Consider the following 16933-nt stretch of genomic DNA (forward strand, 5'->3'; position numbering starts at 1 on the left):
ATTCGCGTTTTAACAGGTGGATACTGCATTCGCAGACCCGTGTCACCACATCAATCGCGTGTAGGGGTGGTCCAGCCGAAGGGGTCGCAGGCCGGATAGCCATAGCCCCAGCGCCAGGGAAGGCCAGAGCATGGCCCGCCGCCAAACCGAACCGCCAGATACATCGCCCCGGCGATATTGGCATAAGCCTGCCGCACGCTGTCCTGTGAAACGTCATATTGCTCGGACAGCGCCTGCTCCTGCCCTGCCCCGGTGGCTATCACGCAGGCGCGCAGGGCCTGATCAGCTACCAGCCGGGACTCAAAGCTCTGATCTGCCTCTACCGCGCCCGAGGCATCGTGGTAGGCGCGATCATGGGTGACGCAGCACGCCTCCCATGGCGGGGCACCGTCGAAACTTTCCTCGAAATCAGGGAAGGTTTCGGCGACCAGTTCCCAGGAACTGGACAGACCGCCCGAACAACCATCGGTCTCGAACGGGCGCAGATCGGCAGTTGCGCGAAGCTCCATCAACGTGCGATGCGCGGGCATCTCCAGCGCTTTGCCAAAGTCCTGCGCGGAGGCCGGCAGCGCCAGAAGGCAGAAACCGAAGGCGAGATTACGGGCTGTTGTCACGGTAGTTGCCCTGTGTCAGATCAACGCCCATTTCCTCGACAAACCACAAGAGCACTCGCTCGCTCGGGCCCAGGTCCTGCCGGATGCGGATCACCTCTTTGGCCAGCGCCGGTTCATCGGTGATCACGCCGTCGGCACCTAGCGAAATCATCTTGGACATTTCCAGTGGGTCGTTCACCGTCCAGACATAGAAATCCTTGCCCGCCTCCTGCACTGAGCGGATCAGGCCCGGACGCGCCATCGTGCTGCTGACCGCGACAAAATTGCCCTCAAGCCCTGCCATATCGCCAATTGCGGTCGCCGCCAGCACGCCGGTGCGCCACTCGGGACGCAATTTGAGCATCTTCTGCACCGCCTGATACTTCAGCGACATGGTGGCGATCTGGTCCTGCATACCAAGTTCTTCGACGATGGCGATCACCCGGTTTTCCAGATCCTCGTCATGGCCGTAATACTTCAGCTCGATCAGCACATTGGACTTGCCCCGAGCGGCGGCCAGAACATCGCGCAGTGTTGGGGTACGCTCGTCCGCGTAAGCCGGGTCGAACCAACTTCCGATATCGATCCCGTCCAGCTCCCCCATGGTTGCGTCCCAGATCTTCAGGTCTACGCCGGACAGCTTCATGTAGTCGCTGTCATGCATGACCACGACCACGCCGTCGGCGGTCTCCTGGACGTCAATCTCAACCCAATCGGCCTGATCCTCGATGGCTTTTTGTATCGATGCCATGGTGTTTTCCGGACGCAGACCCGCAGCCCCTCGATGCGCGATCACCGCAACCGGCTTGTCATCCTGTACCCGCGCGAGAACCGCGTTTCCGACCCATCCACCTGCGATCACCGCCAGTATCGACAGACCCGCCGCCACGATCAGCCGGCCCCGCAATCCCGTCTTACCTTGATGCGGCTGCAGATGCACCGGGTGGTCCAGATACCCGTCCAGCAGTACCGCCAGCGCCCCCAGCGCCGTGGCCGCCAGCACAAGGCCCAGTACCGACCACAACACGACCACAGCCATGCTCAGCCGCAACACAAGAGCCAGCCCACCCTCATCCGGCACTGGCATCAGCCCCAGCGCAGCGCCCGCCAGCGCCGCGATTAGCGCAGCGATCGCGGCGCGAACGATCAGCCACAGCGCCAGCCGCAGCTTGAGCGCGGTCTGTTTGCCCTGCATCAGGGACATGCTCACGGCAAAGGACGCCTTGGGGCGCATATCTTCGAACAGCACCATATGCAGCGCCAGCGCCCAGCCCGACAGGCGTCGGATCAGAACCCAGGCCAAGACGAGGCAAACAAGTCCGATCAGGCCCGCCGCAATCAGGAACGAGGGTGGCTTGAAAGTGAGATAATAGTTGATGTCATATTCCGTCAGCGCCCACCATGCGATGAACCCGGCAACGGCGGCAAACGGCATCACAAGCAGCAATACCTGCAACACCAGCCGCATCGCAAATTCCAGTAGCCGCGCCAGCTTGCGCAATACGAGCCGCAGCGCAACAGACGCCGCCTGCCAGAGATTGCCGGTCTCGACTCGCAAGCTGGCGGCCATGACGGCAAAGCCCAGTATCTCGGCCACCAGAACGATGCTCAAAACGACCACACCAACGACAAACCCTACCGGCGAGAGCAGGAAGAGCGCTATTTCCTGATCCGTCAGCGCAGATTGATGGGACAGCGAAACCGCAAGATTGATCGCAACGGCCACCCCCGGAGCGATAAGGGCAACGGTCAACAGGCGGAGGACGACATAGAGCGGCACAAAGATGCGTCGCCTTCCCCAGGCATCACGATACGCCCGCACCACCGCGGTCAAATGCGCCATTTCTGTCCCTCCGTCCGTTTGCCCTCATAGAATGGGTCAACGGCCCGGAGGGCAAGCGAAACCGCTCAACTCGCGGTGTTTTCCAGATCGGCGGCCAGACGGAACCCGATGCGATTCGCCGGTTCCTCTTCCGAGGGGATGGGCAGCGCGCGCAGCATCACGTTCAATTGGCTCACATGTTGGACCAGCTGGGTTTTTGCACCACCCGCATCGCTACCGTAGAAAGTGACAATATCGGGGTCGTAATAACCCATACCTTCGATCCGCAGCACACCGGCGTCGCCGCCGGTAAAGCCCATGGCGACCTCGTGCTTTGCATCGAGTTGTTTCTCGAAATTGCGGATATAGATGATCAGCCGCTCATAGGCCCATTGCGCCGGACTTTTTTTCTGCGCGGATTCCGGCACCGGATGCGGTCCCTGATCCATCCGCGCGGGGCTCTTGGGATCGGCATGCACTTCGTGGCAGCGCGGCAGCGCGTCACTTTCAATCGCTTCTGCCGCCGTCTCGATCTGGTCGCCCATGCCTTACCCCTTGCGCTGATAGAGCCAGGCGCCATCGGCCCGGCGGTCACGATCTACCGCTCCAATGTGGTAAAGATGGTTGAGATGCGCAACCGCTTCGACCAGCGCCAGCCCGTATTCGCCCTCGCCGATATTGCGTTTGAACAGCGGCAGAAAACAGTCCGAGGCTGGTTTCGGCACATCCAGATGACCCTTGAGCCGGTCCAGCGCGCCGTGGTGGTTGTCGATCAACTGCCGCATCCGGAAGGGCAATCCGCTGAACGGCAGCTTGTGCCCGCCCAGCGCCAGATGGCCAGGCCGGGCGAGACCGGAGAGCCGCTCGCAGCTTTCCAGCCATTCGGCCAGCGGATCGGCCATCGGCTCGGTTGGATAAACGCCGATATTGGGGCTGATGGAACTAAGGATCTGGTCGCCGGTCAGCACCAGATCCCCGTCGCGGCTCCACAGCGTTGCATGTTCGGGCGCGTGGCCGTTGCCGGTGTGAATCTCCCAGTCGCGCCCGCCGATCCGGATGTGGCCACCCTGCTTGATCCGGGTGAAACCCAGCGGCATCGGATAGACCATGTCGGCAAAGTTGAAGGGGCGCTGCGACATGCGCGCCGCAAGGATCTCCGCGTCCATCCCGGCGCTGCGGTAGAAATCGAGAGTTTCCTCGGGCCAGGTTTCCTGCACGTCCAGCGTCAGCATCCGCGCAAACAGCCAGGCGGTGCGGGTGGTGACCAGTTCCGCGCCGAACTCGGTCTGGAACCAACCGGCATTGCCGATGTGATCGGGATGGTGATGGGTGACCAGAACCCGCCGCACCGGCTTGCCCGCCAGCGGCCCGTCGATCAGCCCCTGCCAGATCGCGCGGGTCTTCTTCGACGAGAACCCGGTATCGACGATCGTCCATCCATCCCCGTCATCCAGAGCATAGACATTCACATGGTCCAGCTTCATCGGCAGCGGCAGGCGCATCCATAACACGCCGTCGGCCACCTCGATCGCATCGCCCGACGAGGGCGGGTCCTGCCACGGGTGCCGGATACCGGTTGGTGGCAATCCGTCCATCACGCGGCCAGATCGTCAGCGCTGAGTGCAAAGAGGTCGGCGGAACCGTTCTGCGCCTGCACCAGTAGACCGGTATATTCGGGCAGCAGGGCGTGGATGTAGAACCGTGCCAGCTTGGCGCGCGGTCCCTCGGGTTCGGCCAGCGCCGCAACCAGGTGGTAATGCGCGCCCAGCACCCGGGCAAAGGCCCGCAGATAAGGCAGCGCACCAGCGAAACGTTCATTCATGTCGCCCTGGGCAACCAGCCATTCGGTGGTCTCGCGCAAGGATTCCGTGGCCTCCCACACCGGACCTGCCAGTTCGGGCAGCGTGGCGCGGGCGCGTTCGGCGTGGTCCTCGATCTCATCCAGCAGACGGGCTGCGGCCTCGCCGCCATCCATCATCTTGCGGCTTACCAGATCCATCGCCTGAATGCCGCTGGTGCCCTCGTAAATCGCCGTCACGCGCACGTCGCGATAGAACTGCGCCGCGCCCGTTTCCTCGATAAAGCCCATGCCGCCATGCACCTGAACACCGGTTTCCGCCACGCAGATGCCGGTCTCGGTGCCGAAGGTCTTGGCGATCGGGGTCAGAAAGGCGGCGCGGGCGATCCAGTTCGCATCACCGGTGGCGTGACCCATGTCGATGGCCCCGGCACATGCCAGAAGAATGGCGCGCGAGGCAAAGGTATCGGCCCGCATCTCGATTAGCATGCGGCGGACATCGGCGTGATCGAGGATGGTCCCAGTCGGCGCGCTGCGGCCCTGCTTGCGTTCCTGCGCATAGGCCAGCGCGTGCTGATAGGCACCTTCGGCGATCCCGACACCCTGCCCACCAACGCCCAGGCGCGCGTTGTTCATCATGGTGAACATGGCCGCCATACCCTTGTGCGGCTCGCCCACCAGCCATCCCTTGGCACCGTCATATTGCATCACGCATGTTGGCGAGCCATGCAGGCCCAGCTTATGCTCCAGCGAGACCACGTTCAGGGTGTTCGCCACCCCGGGCGCGCCGTTTTCGTCGGGCAGGTTGCGCGGCACCAGGAATAGCGAGATGCCCTTGGTGCCCGGAGCTGCATCCGGCAGCCGTGCCAGAACCAGATGGCAGACATTTTCAGAAAAATCGTTGTCGCCCCAACTGATGAAGATCTTCTGGCCGCTCACCGCATAGGTGCCATCCCCGTTCGGTTCCGCCCGCGTGCTGAGCGCGCCGACATCGGATCCCGCCTGCGGTTCGGTCAAGTTCATGGTACCAACCCATTCGCCCGAAATCAGCTTGGGCAAGTACAGCGCCTTAAGCTCGTCGCTGGCATGGTGTTCCAGCGCCTCGATCTGGCCCTGGGTCATCAACGGCGCGATCTGCAGCGACAGGCAGGCGGCGCTCATCATCTCGTTCACGGCGGTTGCCACGGTCATCGGCAGCCCCATGCCACCAAAACCCGGATCGCTGCTGATGCCGACCCAGCCTCCCTCGGCGATCGCGTTCCAGCCGTGGCCAAAGCCCGGAGGTGTCCGCACCACGCCGTTTTCCAGCGTCGCGGGATGCAGGTCGCCTACCCGGCGCAACGGCTCCAACACGTCGCGGCACATCTTTCCAGCTTCGTTCAGGATGGCGGACACGACATCGCGGTCAGCATCGGCGAACCGGTCGGTCGCGGCGATCCCATCCAGTCCCGCAACGTTGTATAGCAGGAATTCATAGTCGGAGAGCGGTGCGGTATAGGGCATGAGAACCTCGGTCACATAGGGCGGGGCTGCCACGTCGGCAGGGCAGCGCCTAAGTCAATTCTGTATTGAACTTAGTTTTGTAAATATCTAACCGACACCCTAATGCAAGCAACCAGAACGCGGCGTCACCGACAATGATGGGCACAAAAACCGAACGTCTGAGCGCCACGCTCGCCGACATCACGCGGGCGGCCGGCATCCTGCGCTCCGGTGGTCTGGTCGCCTTTCCGACCGAAACGGTCTATGGGCTGGGCGGCAATGCGCGCAACGATGACGCGGTGGCCGCGATCTATGAGGCCAAGGGACGGCCAAGCTTCAACCCGCTGATCGCCCATCTGCCTTCGGTTGAGGCCGCAAAGCGATATGTGTCCTGGTCCGATCAGGCCGAAAGGCTGGCGCGGGCGTTCTGGCCAGGTCCGCTGACGCTGGTGCTGCCCTTGCTGGAGGGGCATGGTATATCGCCCCTCGTCACCGCCGGCCTCGACACGCTGGCAGTGCGGGTACCTGCCCATTCGGCGGCGCGCGCGTTGCTAAGCGCGTTCGACGGCCCAATTGCGGCACCCTCGGCCAATCCCTCCGGTAGGATCAGCCCGACAAGTGCCACCCATGTGCGCGCGGGGTTGGACGGCCGGATCGAGGCCATTCTGGACGACGGGCCCTGCACGGTCGGGCTGGAATCGACGATCCTGGGGCTGTTCGACCGGCCCACCCTGCTGCGACCCGGTGGAATCAGCGCTGATGAAGTCGCTGAGGTACTCGGCGCGGCCCCGCTGACCCGCAACGGGGCAGAGGCTATCACCGCGCCGGGTCAGTTGCAGTCGCACTATGCGCCATCCTCCAGTGTGCGCCTCAATGCCTTGGACCGGCGTGGCGACGAGTTATTGCTGGGCTTTGGCGACATGGATTGCGATGTGAACCTGTCGCAATCGGGCGATTTGATTGAAGCGGCGGCACGGCTTTTTGCGGCGCTGCATGAACTGGACCAGACCGGCCGGCCGATTGCAGTCGCAATGATCCCGCAGTATGGGCTTGGCGCCGCGATCAACGACCGCCTGCGTCGCGCCGCCGCGCCGCGCAATATCTAGTTCACCTCAGGCGTGCCCGGCGCTGGCCGACAGGGTCAGCGGATCGATGCCCAGCAGTTTTAGCGCCGCCTCCCATTTGCGATCATCGGCGATATCGAAGATCAGCGCCGGGTCGGCCTGAACCGTCAACCAGCCGTTTTCGCCGATCTCATCCTCCAACTGCCCCGGTCCCCAGCCGGAATATCCCAGCATCAGCAGGCTCCGCTCGGGTCCGGTGCCCTTGGCCATGTCTTCGAGAATGTCGAGCGTCGCGGTCATGCTGAATCCGTCGTCGACAGTCATCGAATGCAGGTTGGCGTCGTAGTCGGGGGAATGCAGGACAAAACCGCGCGCCGTTTCGACCGGCCCACCAAACCGCACCGGCGTGTCGTTCACCACCGGCATCTCGCAGGGAATATCCAGTTGCGTTAGCAGGGCTGCAACGCGCAGATCGGCGGGCTTGTTCACGATCAGGCCCATTGCCCCGTCTTCACCGTGACTGCAGATGAAAACAACCGAATGTTCAAAACGCGGATCACCCATGCCTGGCATGGCGATCAGCAGCTGTCCGGTAAGGTCCATCATGTTCCGGCAAATCTCCTTGCTGATTCAACAATGGCCCCGCCCGCTGCCGGACGCAAGGGCAGCGGCACGTGTGGGTTGAAATTACCGGCACTGACCTTAACGTGAGTTGGAATTTCCCCGGCGAGAGCGCATTTAGGAACCATGATGAAACACGCGTTCCCCCTCTTGTTGCTCGCCACGCTGGCAGCCACCCCGGCCCTGTCGCAAAACATGGACGATATTGTGCAGCTCGATGTGCTGGACGGGGGGCGGACCGAACGGGGCACCTATCTGAGTGCGCTGCGCCTGACCCTTGCGGATGGCTGGAAGACCTATTGGCGCGCGCCCGGCGACGCGGGGATACCGCCGCGCTTTGACTGGGGGGCGTCACGCAATCTGGGCGGGATCGACATCACCTGGCCCACACCCGAAATCCACGACCAGAACGGATTGCGCAGCATTGGCTATACCGACCAGCTTGTCTTGCCGATCGAGATCTCGCCGCGCAACGCAAACAAACCGGTGCGCCTGCGCGGCGAAATGGAGCTTGGCATCTGCAAGGATGTCTGCATCCCCAGCACGCTCGATTTCGATCACAAGCTCGATGCCGGGGCGGGCCGCCACCCCGCGATTATCGCTGCCTTCGCGCAACGCCCCTATTCCAGCAAAGAGGCCGGGGTAACTTCGGTCGCCTGCCGCCTGCAACCCACCGGTCAGGGCGTCCGCATCGAGGCACGGATCGCCATGCCATCGGCGGGTGGCACTGAGGTTGCCATATTTGAACCCGGCGATCCTGCAATTTGGGCCGCTCCATCTGATACCCGCAGACAAGGCAACACGTTGATCTCGTCATCGGAATTTGTGGGCGAGCGCAACGGCCCGATGACATTGGACCGGTCCGAGATCCGGATCACCGTGCTGGGCTCGAAACACGCGGTCGACATTCAGGGCTGCCCAGCGGCGCCCGGATGACGCAAGTTCCCAAGATCGGAGCGCTTGCCGTGGTTCTACGCGACGGCGAGGTGCTGCTGGCCAGACGCCGCAACAAGCCCGATGCCGGTCTTTGGGGCTTTCCCGGTGGTCATGTGGAATGGGGCGAGACCGCGCTTTTGGCGGCAACGCGCGAGTTGCACGAGGAAACCGGCATCCATGCCGAGCCGATCGATTACCTGACCAATCTGGACCTGTTGCAGCATGGCGAGGATGGCAATGTCGATCTGCACTACCTGCTGGTTGGCGTGGCCTGCCGCTATGTCGGCGGCACCGTTCAGGCGGCCGATGATGTCTCGGATGCGCAATGGTTCGATGTGGGCAAGGTTCTGGCAAAAGATCTGCCGATGAGTGCCCGCGTGCCAGACCTTCTACAACTGGCGCTCAGGAGCGGGTTCTGGTGAGCCGTGCCGCATAAATCGCCGAGGCCAGCCAGCTCAGTAGCAGGATCACTAGAGCACCCGCAAAGAACAGGACCAGCCCGCTACGTATTCCGCCTCCGGACGTGAAAGCCGCCAGTGGCGCGGGCAGTGCGCCGGTGACCAGCGGCCAGATCATGGTGGGTACCAACCAGCCGAGCGTTGCAACTCCGCTGCCCAAAATCGCCAGGCGGATTCGCGCGTCGGAACTGCGCAGCCCCCGGCGCAAGGCGCTGACGGGCCGCCCGACATCGCGCTGTATGGCAATCAGAGCCGGAACCAGCAGCAGCACCATAAAGACGCCAAAGCCCAGGCCATAGACCAGCGTGATCACCGTGGGTTTCAGGAACTGCGCCTGCTGCGAACCTTCATATAGAAGCGGAGTTAGTCCCAGGACTGTGGTCAGCGTGGTCAGCATCACCGGTCGCAATCGGTCCGCCGCGCCTTCGATGATCGAGGGGACAAGACCGCGCTCTTCGGCATATTGGTCGATCGTCGTGACCAGCACGATCGAATCGTTGATGATGATCCCGGTCATGCCCAGAAGGCCCACAACTGTGAACATACTCAGTGGAACTTCCCACACATAATGCCCCCAGATCGTGCCCACGAGACCAAAGGGGATCACCGCCATCACCACCACCGGCCTTGTCCAACTGCCGAAGACCCAAGCCAGCACCAGATAGATACCAGTCAGGCACAGGATCAGGCCGGTTCGTGCGTCGGTCAGGAACTCGTCTTCCTGCTCGCTCAGTCCCGCCAGCCGCCATTCGACCTGCCGCGTGCTGGCGATCTCGGGCAGGATCTCGGTGCGCAGGGCGGTCTCGATTTCCGCTGCGCGGGCCGGGTCATCTTCGGAGATGTCGCCAGTGACCGAGATCACCCGCACGCCATTCTCGCGCCGCACGGTCGAGAACCCGGTCCGCTGCTGGACAGTGACAATATCGGCGAGCGGCACATAGGTGCCCGAGGGAGACCGCATCAGCGTGCGTTCCAGAAAGTCGGCGGTCAATTCGTTCTCGGGCAGTTCCACGCGAATCTCAGCGCTGCGCGGGCCGTCGGGATAGGTGGCTGCCTCGATCCCGTTCAGTCGGTTGCGCAGCGCGCGGCCCAGCGTTTCGATGGTAAAGCCCAGCGCTTGTCCCTGCGCGGTCAGATCCAGGATCACCTCTTCCTTGTCATAGGCCAGATTGTCCTCGACGGCTGACACCTCCGGATAGCGCAGTACGGCGGCCTGCAAATCCTCGGACGCAGCTTTCAACGTGCTGACATCGGCGCCGTAGAACTGCACATCCAGCGCATCGCCGCCGGGGCCGGACCGCCAGCCGCGGAAGCTGACCACTTCGGCCAGCGGGTGGCGACGGATCTCCTCCTGCAATTCGGCAATGAACTGGAAGCTGGAATAGGGGACTTCGTCCTGGTCAAGGCGCAGGTCGGCGTCGATCAGTTCGATCGAAAGCCCGCCCAGGAGGTCGGTCTCCTTGCCCTCCATTCCCGACAGGGCACGACCGGCATTGCCGCCGATCTCGACCATGACATAGTCAACCGGATACCAGCCATATTGCCGCTCTAGCCGGTCCGAGACCGCATCCGTGGCGCGCTGCAACTCGGCCAGCATGGCCATCGTGTCGGCGCGGTTCGCCCCCTCGACCATGGCGATATTGCCGGTTACGGACCCACGTTCCGGCGCGTTGAAAAAGCGCCATTGCACATCGCCCTGAATGAACAAAGCAATCTGGCTGGCAAGCAGCACCAATGCGCCTGCGATCACGACATAGCGGGCCTGTACGACCCAACCCATCAGCGGTCTGAACCAGGTGTCGCGCACCCAGCGGAAGCCCCGGTTCACGATGCGGTTGGGTGCGTCATACCAATGCTCTTTGGCGGAATGTGCAATGGCGTGGGACATGTGGTTGGGCAGGATCAGGAAACACTCCACCAGCGAGGCGGCGAGTACTGCAATCACTGTGAAGGGGATGTCCTGTATCAACTCTCCAAACCGCCCGCCGATAGCGGTAAGGCCAAAGAAGGCGATGATCGTGGTCAGGGTCGCCGCCAGAACCGGCATCGCCATGCGCTGCGCTGCGCGTTCCGAGGCGACAACGGGGTTCTCACCCAGTCGCCGAGCGCGGAAATCGGCGTGTTCGCCCACAACAATTGCGTCATCCACCACGATGCCCAGCGTGATGATCAGGCCAAAGAGGCTGACCATATTAATGGTCAGACCGCCGATATACATCAGCGCGATCGCCGCAAACATCGCCGCCGGAATGCCCGCCGCGACCCAGAAGGCGATGCGGGCATTGAGGAACAAAAACAGCAGGCAGACCACTAGACCAAGCCCGACCAGCCCGTTGTCGACCAGAATGTTCAACCGCCCGGTGATCGCCTCGGCCCGGGTGCGGATCAGTTCGACCGTTACGCCCTGCGGCAGACTGGCTTGCATCTCGGCGGCGACTTCTTCGACCAGGCGCTGCACCTCGATCGCGTCTCCGCCATCGGCACGGTCGACGCGGATCGACATGGCCGGATCATCGCCCACGAAATAGCTGCGCTCGCGGTCCACCCCCTCGACCCGGATGGTGGCCAGATCGCTCACCAGCAGTTTCGAGCCGTCCGGGTTCGAGCGCAGCACGATGCCCTCGATATCTTCGGGCGAGCGTTTTTCAACACCGGTGCGCACGCGCGCATTAGCACCGGTCACATCGCCGGCCGGGTTTGTGTCCACCTCGCCCGCGATGGCATCGGCGATCTGCGCCATCGTTATGTCATTGGCGATCAGCTGCATCGTGGGCACTTCGATGATGGTGCGCGGTGCAGCAACACCTCGAATGGCGGTCCGCGCCACACCGGCGGCAAACAGGCGCGTGACAAGCTCATCCGCCAGCAGGCCAAGCTGCGCCGGCTCAACGGGGCCTGTGATGACGACATCGGTGACCCGGTCACGCCAGCCGCCGCGCCGGACCTTGGGCTCTTCGGCGTCCTCGGGCAGCGTGGTTATTCCGTCAACCGCTGCCTGTACATCGTCCGAGGCGCGCGACATGTCCCAGCCCGCCTCGAATTCCAGTGTCAGATTGGCCCGCCCTTCGCGGGATCGCGCTTCGGAGCCGGCCACCCCGTCAAGCGCCAGCAGCGTGGGTTCCATCACCTGAACAATGGCGCTGTCCACATCCTCGGGGCCCGCGCCATCCCAATCGACGCTGATGCGCATATCCTCGATGATCACATCGGGAAAAAACTGTGCCCGCATGTTCGGGATCGCCGCCGCACCCAGAACCAGCATTACCACCAACAACAGGTTGGCCGCCGTGCGATGCCGGGTGAAGTAACTGAGCAGCCCGCCCGCCGCGCCTGGGATCTCGCGGACCATGGTGGGCTATCCCCCCATCCGGGATTCAATCCGCAGCACCAGATCTTCGGGCACGCGCAGTTCCGCCAATTGCCCCAGAACCTGCACTTTCACATCAGGCGGCATACCATCGCTGCCTTCGACAAAGGCCACCAGCCGCGCGCGACGCTCATCGCTGAGTTCCAGCAGTGAGACCGCCGGTACCACCTGCGCCTCGCTGCGGACCGGGCGCACCTTGATTCCTGGCCCCAGCAGCGGCGTGCGCCCGACAATCACCTCGCGCCCGGCCAACCCGTCGCCGCGCAGCAGAACCTCGTCGCCTTGCCGGCGGACCAGGCGGACGGGCAGCAGCTCCAACCGGTCATCGGCGCCCAGAACCAGAACGGTACCGGCCGCATCCAGGGCCGAGGAGGGCAGGCGCGCGACCGCTTGCAATGCGGGTTCTTCAACCGCAACGGTGACGAAATCTCCGGGTTTGAAGCCGCGTGCCGCCTCTAGCCGGGCAAAGATGAGCCGCCCGGACTGGCCTTCACCGGCAGCCGCGCTGTCGCGGCTGATCAAACCGCGGGCAGTCAGGTTGGTACCGGTGATTTCCAACGACACGATCACAGGTGCCGCGATCAAATCCCCTTCGTCATCGAGCAGCCGCGCATATTGCGCGGTCGAGACGCGAAACGCCACTTCGAGCGCGTCGGGGTCGACCAGTTCGGCCAGTTTCTCATTAGCCGAAACCAGCCGCCCCTCGACCAGATTGACGTCGTTCAGCGTGCCATCGAACCGGGCGGTCACGGTGGTTTCTCGCAGATCGCGCTCGGCCAGTGACAAGGCGCTGCGGGCGCGCATCAGACGGGTTTCGGTCTGGTCCACCCGCGCCTCGGCCTGCGCGACCGAGATTCGGCGCGCCAGTACGGCCTGCCGGGACGAGGCGCCCTCAAGCTCTGCTGATTCGACTGCCGCAGCGGTTCCGACGCCGCGCTCGGCCAGATCCAGCTGCCGCTGCAAGGCCTTATCGCGCAGTTCAGACTGGTCGATGGCTGCCTGCAACTCGTCGCGGGCCAGAATAAGGGAGCGCTCGGCGTCGCGTTCTTCGGCCTCGGCGTCCATCATGTCGGATGAGGCGCGGTCCCAAACGGTCTGGGCATCCGCCGGGTCGATCCGCACCAGCACGTCGCCCGCCGAGACAGTACCTCCCTCTTCGAATTCCGGTGACAGTTCCAGCACCCGCCCGCCCGCAGCCGCACGCAGTTCCAGCGTGCGGCGGCTCTGCACCTGACCGAAGGCTTCGAGAACCGGGACCACATCCTGCAGCTCAGCGGTTTCGACATTGACTGCAAACACCCGCTCACGGACTTCAACGGGCCGCGCCTTGTCGGCAAGGCTGGTCCGGACCGCGTCAAACACCAGATGACCGGCATAAAGGAACAGGGCCAGTGTCATCGACACCAAGAAAACGCCGAGCAGACTCTGGCGTAAAAACCGCATCTTACATCCTTCTCCGGTGGCGTTGTGCTGCCTCACCAAAGGTTAGCGGGCTTGGTGAATTTGCCAACCCTATCGACGCCTGCAAAGCCTTGAACGTACGAAGAGTTTACTTCCGTCGCAGATGTTCGTCCAATCTGGGCATGATCTCGACGAAATTGCAGGGGCGATGGCGATAATCGAGCTGTTTTTGTAGGATGCCGTCCCAGGCATCCTTGCAGGCCCCCGGACTGCCCGGCAGCGCAAAGAGATATGTGCCCCCCGCAACGCCCCCTGTCGCACGCGACTGCACCGCCGATGTGCCGATCTTTTCCATCGATACGATGGTGAAGACCGTGCCAAACGCCTCTATCTCTTTCTCATAGACGTCCCTGTGTGCCTCGACCGTCACGTCACGGCCCGTGAGCCCAGTGCCGCCGGTCGAGATCACTACGTCGATCTGCGGGTCCTGAATCCAGTTTTGCAATTGGCGGGCAATCTCGGCGCGCTCGTCAGGCAGGATCATGCGGTCAGCCACCGAATGGCCCGCCGCCTCTATCCTGTCCACGAGAGTTTTCCCCGATTTGTCATCCTCTGGCGTGCGGCTATCCGATACGGTCAGTACGGCGACGCGGATGGGGACAAAATCCATGCTTTCGTCAATGCGAGACATCTGTGGTTAAGCCCTTTCCATTATGGCCAATCGAACGGCAAGCGCCGTGAAGATACCGCCGCTGACACATCCGAGGATGCGCCCGGCGCGGTGATTTCCAACAAGATGCCTACTGGCACCGCCTGCCATCAGCCCGATACCTGCGTTGATGACAAAGCCGCCCAGCGCGATCACCGTACCCAGGATCATGAACTGCATCAGGATCGGTCCTGCTGCGGGGTCGATGAATTGCGGAATGAAGGCAAGAACGAACAGGATCACTTTCGGGTTCGTCAGGTTGACCAGAAGCCCGTCGCGAAACGCGTGTCTGGCCGGCTTTGCGGGCGCATCGGGTGGAGTAGCACCGTTGCGAATGGCAGACCAGGCCAGAGTGAGCAGGTACAAGACGCCAACCCATCGGATCACGTCGAAGAGCCACGGCATGGCTGCCACCGCCGCGCCAAGCCCAAGCCCGGCGACCGTCACATGCACCAGCGAGCCAAGCGAAATCCCGGCGCTAGCGACGATCGAGGCCGTCGGGCCGGACCTGAGCCCCTGGCCAAAACAGAACATCATATCCGCACCCGGCGTCAGGTTCAGCGCCAGAGCTGCCGGCAGAAACGTAAGCAGCACAACCGGGTCGATCATGCATCGACCTCGAACCAGTTGACCGTTGGTCCAAGATTGGCGATCTCGGTGCGGCCGATCCGGCCCCGCGCACCCCAACTGTCATGAATATGCCCGCAGACCGATAGCCGGGGCTGCAAGCGTTCGATGGCATCGCGCACGGCGGTCGAGCCGACCGAAACCCCCTGCGAGGTCACATCTCCGGTCCCCTTGGGAGGTGAATGGGTGATCAGCACATCGGCGGTCTGGCAGCGGTCCAGCAGTTCAGCGGCCTCTGCCTCGCTCAAATCGCAGGACCATGATCCGAAGGGCGTCTCTGGAACCCCATAACCAAGTCCAAAGACAGACAAGCCATCCACGTCCACCGCCTGACCATGCAGCACGTGCACGCCATCGCTGGCGGCATCAGTGAGTTCCTCGGCGCTTTCCGCATTGCCGGGGACCAGAACCAGCGGGGCCGAGATACCGGACAGCATCTCCATCGCTTGCGCCAATCCTTGCCGCATGTTGCAGAAATCGCCAGCACCGATCACCAGTTCGGCCTCGGTGCTGGCCTTGACAATCGCGGCGGCCCGGTTGCGCGCCATGTGCAGGTCGGAAAAGGCCAGAATGCGCATTACTAGTGCCCCTCGAGCTTGGCATTCAGTTCCAGCAGATCGGCCCATGCCTGCCGTTTCATTTGTGGCTGGCGCAGCAGGTAGGCCGGGTGGAACATGGGCAGAACCGGCAGTGTCATCGCCTGATTCCACTTGCCGCGCAGCCGGGTGATTCCACGTTTGCCCAGCACCGCCTGACAACTGATATTACCCATCAGCACCAGCACGTCGGGCTGCGCCAGCGCCACGTGCCGTTCCAGAAATGGCACCATCATGGCGATCTCTTCCGGTTTCGGGTCACGATTCTGCGGCGGCCGCCAGGGCAGGACATTGGTGATATAGACCGAAACAGCCCGGTTCAGCCCGATCGCATCCAGCATCCGGTCCAGCAACTGCCCGGCGCGGCCAACGAACGGCTTGCCTTCGCGATCCTCGTCGCGCCCCGGTGCCTCACCGATGATCATCACCCGCGCGCCGGGGATGCCATCGGCAAAGACAAGCTGGCGCGCGCCTTTCTTCAGCTCGCACAGATGAAACGCCGCCATCGCGGCTTTCAGATCGTCAAGCGACCCGGCAGCGTTTGCAGTCTCTTTCGCCACTGCAACGGGGTCGCGCGCGGCAACTGTCGTCGGGGTCTGCGCAGGTTGTGCGGATTTGGGCTTCGGCGCCATTTCGGCCAGTGCATAGCGGTCCACCGGCGTATCTGAGATCGCATCCGTCGCGCCCAGTTCCACCTGCCATTCCAGCAGGGCCTTCGCCGCATATGGGTCAAACACCGATTCCATGCGTGTCAGTCTAAACCTTAAGTGATCAGTGGAAAGGCGATAAGCGCTTGTCAGTGGCACGTTCTGCCCCGAGCATGCCTCGCATGACCCGATTGGTTGCCCTGTTCTGGTTGGCGCTTCTGACAGGCTGGAGCCTGCCCGCTTTGGCGCAAGGTTTCGGCGAATGCCGTGCCGGTCAATTGCAATGCGGCACCAGCAATTGCTGCGGCGCGGGCGAAAGTTGCAGCTTTGACGGCCATTGCATCCCGCTTGGTGGCAATTACTGCGGTGGCGGGCGTAGCTGCCCTGTTGGTCAGCTTTGCATGAGTGGCGGCCTTCGTTGCGCACCGCATGGTTCGACCCAATGCGCCGACGGGACCGTCTGCACACCTGGCACCGTTTGCGCGGGCGCGGGCAGATGCAAGCCAAAGCCCGGCACCCAGGACATCCAGCGCCCTGTTGACCGCTCCGATCCCGGTGGCTGCCTGCCTGGCCGCTGCCCGCGCGCGGGATGGTTCCTGTGCGAAGAGACCGAGTCGCAATGCCGCCCCGGCTTCAAATGTTCGAGCGGGCGCGGCTGCGTGCCGCTCAAGGCGGTGGATTGCGGCTATGGTCGCTGGTGCAAGCCCGGTCAGCATTGTGGCAACGACGGTGCCTGCCTTGAGACAGCAGATTGAGGCAGGCGGGATATTGCTCAGCCCCGCCGAGCTTTCTATAAGCGCTGGCAACACCGG

General features: G+C 63.0%; 16 protein-coding genes. 4 read left to right on the forward strand and 12 right to left on the reverse strand.

The genetic code is table 11. The annotated features are described in order from the left end of the window. Nucleotides 1-50: 50 nt before the first annotated feature. The 5 genes from AB1E33_RS09425 to AB1E33_RS09445 all read right to left on the reverse strand — a co-directional run bounded on the left by AB1E33_RS09425 (nt 51) and on the right by AB1E33_RS09445 (nt 5716). On the reverse strand, nt 51-614 hold the full coding sequence (locus AB1E33_RS09425) for a hypothetical protein (RefSeq protein WP_372577008.1): 564 nt from the start codon (nt 612-614) through the stop codon (nt 51-53). Beyond that, nucleotides 598-2436, reverse strand: coding sequence for a glycerophosphodiester phosphodiesterase (locus AB1E33_RS09430; RefSeq protein WP_372577009.1), 1839 nt, complete (start codon nt 2434-2436; stop codon nt 598-600). The genes AB1E33_RS09425 and AB1E33_RS09430 overlap by 17 nt, the downstream gene beginning before the upstream one ends. Before the next feature lie 65 nt (nt 2437-2501). Beyond that, complete coding sequence (locus tag AB1E33_RS09435) at nt 2502-2960, reverse strand: DUF6173 family protein (RefSeq protein ID WP_372577010.1); 459 nt, start codon at nt 2958-2960, stop codon at nt 2502-2504. Between the two features lie 3 nt (nt 2961-2963). Further along, nucleotides 2964-4010, reverse strand: a complete 1047-nt coding sequence (locus AB1E33_RS09440) for an MBL fold metallo-hydrolase (RefSeq protein WP_372577269.1) — start codon at nt 4008-4010, stop codon at nt 2964-2966. Beyond that, nucleotides 4010-5716: an acyl-CoA dehydrogenase gene (locus AB1E33_RS09445; protein ID WP_372577011.1), complete on the reverse strand. Its 1707-nt coding sequence runs from the start codon at nt 5714-5716 to the stop codon at nt 4010-4012. Before AB1E33_RS09445 ends, AB1E33_RS09440 begins: the two co-directional genes overlap by 1 nt. A gap of 134 nt (nt 5717-5850) precedes the next feature. On the opposite strand from AB1E33_RS09445, the gene AB1E33_RS09450 reads away from it, so the two are divergent. Further along, a complete protein-coding gene (locus AB1E33_RS09450) occupies nt 5851-6801 on the forward strand; it encodes an L-threonylcarbamoyladenylate synthase (protein ID WP_372577012.1) in 951 nt (316 codons plus the stop codon). 6 nt (nt 6802-6807) lie between these two features. Here AB1E33_RS09450 and AB1E33_RS09455 read toward each other — a convergent pair whose 3' ends face one another. Then, nucleotides 6808-7362 (reverse strand): YqgE/AlgH family protein, encoded by a 555-nt coding sequence (locus AB1E33_RS09455; protein ID WP_372577270.1) that lies wholly within the window; start codon nt 7360-7362, stop codon nt 6808-6810. A gap of 147 nt (nt 7363-7509) precedes the next feature. Between AB1E33_RS09455 and AB1E33_RS09460 the strand changes: the two genes are divergently transcribed. Further along, a complete protein-coding gene (locus AB1E33_RS09460) occupies nt 7510-8316 on the forward strand; it encodes a protein-disulfide reductase DsbD domain-containing protein (RefSeq protein ID WP_372577013.1) in 807 nt (268 codons plus the stop codon). Further along, nucleotides 8313-8738 carry an NUDIX hydrolase gene (locus AB1E33_RS09465; protein ID WP_372577014.1) on the forward strand — a complete coding sequence of 142 codons (426 nt, stop codon included), beginning with the start codon at nt 8313-8315 and terminating at the stop codon, nt 8736-8738. Before AB1E33_RS09460 ends, AB1E33_RS09465 begins: the two co-directional genes overlap by 4 nt. On the opposite strand, the gene AB1E33_RS09470 is transcribed toward AB1E33_RS09465, so the two are convergent. The 6 genes from AB1E33_RS09470 to AB1E33_RS09495 form a co-directional block, all read right to left on the reverse strand. Beyond that, the gene (locus AB1E33_RS09470) at nt 8719-12123 is read right to left on the reverse strand and encodes an efflux RND transporter permease subunit (protein ID WP_372577015.1); all 3405 of its coding nucleotides are present in this window, start codon (nt 12121-12123) and stop codon (nt 8719-8721) included. The two genes, AB1E33_RS09465 and AB1E33_RS09470, sit on opposite strands and share 20 nt — an antisense overlap. A gap of 6 nt (nt 12124-12129) precedes the next feature. Beyond that, on the reverse strand, nt 12130-13584 hold the full coding sequence (locus tag AB1E33_RS09475) for an efflux RND transporter periplasmic adaptor subunit (RefSeq protein WP_372577016.1): 1455 nt from the start codon (nt 13582-13584) through the stop codon (nt 12130-12132). A 106-nt stretch (nt 13585-13690) separates the two neighbouring features. After that, nucleotides 13691-14233, reverse strand: coding sequence for a molybdenum cofactor biosynthesis protein B (moaB, locus tag AB1E33_RS09480; RefSeq protein WP_372577017.1), 543 nt, complete (start codon nt 14231-14233; stop codon nt 13691-13693). 6 nt (nt 14234-14239) lie between these two features. Beyond that, on the reverse strand, nt 14240-14860 hold the full coding sequence (locus AB1E33_RS09485; RefSeq protein WP_372577018.1) for a LysE family translocator: 621 nt from the start codon (nt 14858-14860) through the stop codon (nt 14240-14242). Then, nucleotides 14857-15456, reverse strand: coding sequence for a metallophosphoesterase family protein (locus tag AB1E33_RS09490; protein ID WP_372577019.1), 600 nt, complete (start codon nt 15454-15456; stop codon nt 14857-14859). The genes AB1E33_RS09485 and AB1E33_RS09490 overlap by 4 nt, the downstream gene beginning before the upstream one ends. A gap of 2 nt (nt 15457-15458) precedes the next feature. Next, nucleotides 15459-16220, reverse strand: coding sequence for a uracil-DNA glycosylase (locus AB1E33_RS09495; protein ID WP_372577020.1), 762 nt, complete (start codon nt 16218-16220; stop codon nt 15459-15461). Nucleotides 16221-16303: 83 nt separating this feature from the next. Between AB1E33_RS09495 and AB1E33_RS09500 the strand changes: the two genes are divergently transcribed. Next, nucleotides 16304-16876 (forward strand): scavenger receptor class F, member 2, encoded by a 573-nt coding sequence (locus tag AB1E33_RS09500; RefSeq protein WP_372577021.1) that lies wholly within the window; start codon nt 16304-16306, stop codon nt 16874-16876. Nucleotides 16877-16933: the final 57 nt, after the last annotated feature.

The organism is Ruegeria hyattellae, assembly GCF_041537925.1.
Taxonomy (GTDB): domain Bacteria; phylum Pseudomonadota; class Alphaproteobacteria; order Rhodobacterales; family Rhodobacteraceae; genus Ruegeria_C.

What these genes read in the sequence shown, in the direction of transcription:
- AB1E33_RS09430 (WP_372577009.1), bottom strand. Translation starts at nt 2,436, where the DNA reads ATGGCGCATTTGACCGCGGTGGTGCGGGCGTATCGTGATGCCTGGGGA.
- AB1E33_RS09435 (WP_372577010.1), bottom strand. Translation starts at nt 2,960, where the DNA reads ATGGGCGACCAGATCGAGACGGCGGCAGAAGCGATTGAAAGTGACGCG.
- AB1E33_RS09440 (WP_372577269.1), bottom strand. Translation starts at nt 4,010, where the DNA reads ATGGACGGATTGCCACCAACCGGTATCCGGCACCCGTGGCAGGACCCG.
- AB1E33_RS09445 (WP_372577011.1), bottom strand. Translation starts at nt 5,716, where the DNA reads ATGCCCTATACCGCACCGCTCTCCGACTATGAATTCCTGCTATACAAC.
- AB1E33_RS09450 (WP_372577012.1), top strand. Translation starts at nt 5,851, where the DNA reads ATGATGGGCACAAAAACCGAACGTCTGAGCGCCACGCTCGCCGACATC.
- AB1E33_RS09455 (WP_372577270.1), bottom strand. Translation starts at nt 7,362, where the DNA reads ATGGACCTTACCGGACAGCTGCTGATCGCCATGCCAGGCATGGGTGAT.
- AB1E33_RS09460 (WP_372577013.1), top strand. Translation starts at nt 7,510, where the DNA reads ATGAAACACGCGTTCCCCCTCTTGTTGCTCGCCACGCTGGCAGCCACC.
- AB1E33_RS09465 (WP_372577014.1), top strand. Translation starts at nt 8,313, where the DNA reads ATGACGCAAGTTCCCAAGATCGGAGCGCTTGCCGTGGTTCTACGCGAC.
- AB1E33_RS09470 (WP_372577015.1), bottom strand. Translation starts at nt 12,123, where the DNA reads ATGGTCCGCGAGATCCCAGGCGCGGCGGGCGGGCTGCTCAGTTACTTC.
- AB1E33_RS09475 (WP_372577016.1), bottom strand. Translation starts at nt 13,584, where the DNA reads ATGCGGTTTTTACGCCAGAGTCTGCTCGGCGTTTTCTTGGTGTCGATG.
- moaB (WP_372577017.1), bottom strand. Translation starts at nt 14,233, where the DNA reads ATGTCTCGCATTGACGAAAGCATGGATTTTGTCCCCATCCGCGTCGCC.
- AB1E33_RS09485 (WP_372577018.1), bottom strand. Translation starts at nt 14,860, where the DNA reads ATGATCGACCCGGTTGTGCTGCTTACGTTTCTGCCGGCAGCTCTGGCG.
- AB1E33_RS09490 (WP_372577019.1), bottom strand. Translation starts at nt 15,456, where the DNA reads ATGCGCATTCTGGCCTTTTCCGACCTGCACATGGCGCGCAACCGGGCC.
- AB1E33_RS09495 (WP_372577020.1), bottom strand. Translation starts at nt 16,220, where the DNA reads ATGGAATCGGTGTTTGACCCATATGCGGCGAAGGCCCTGCTGGAATGG.
- AB1E33_RS09500 (WP_372577021.1), top strand. Translation starts at nt 16,304, where the DNA reads ATGACCCGATTGGTTGCCCTGTTCTGGTTGGCGCTTCTGACAGGCTGG.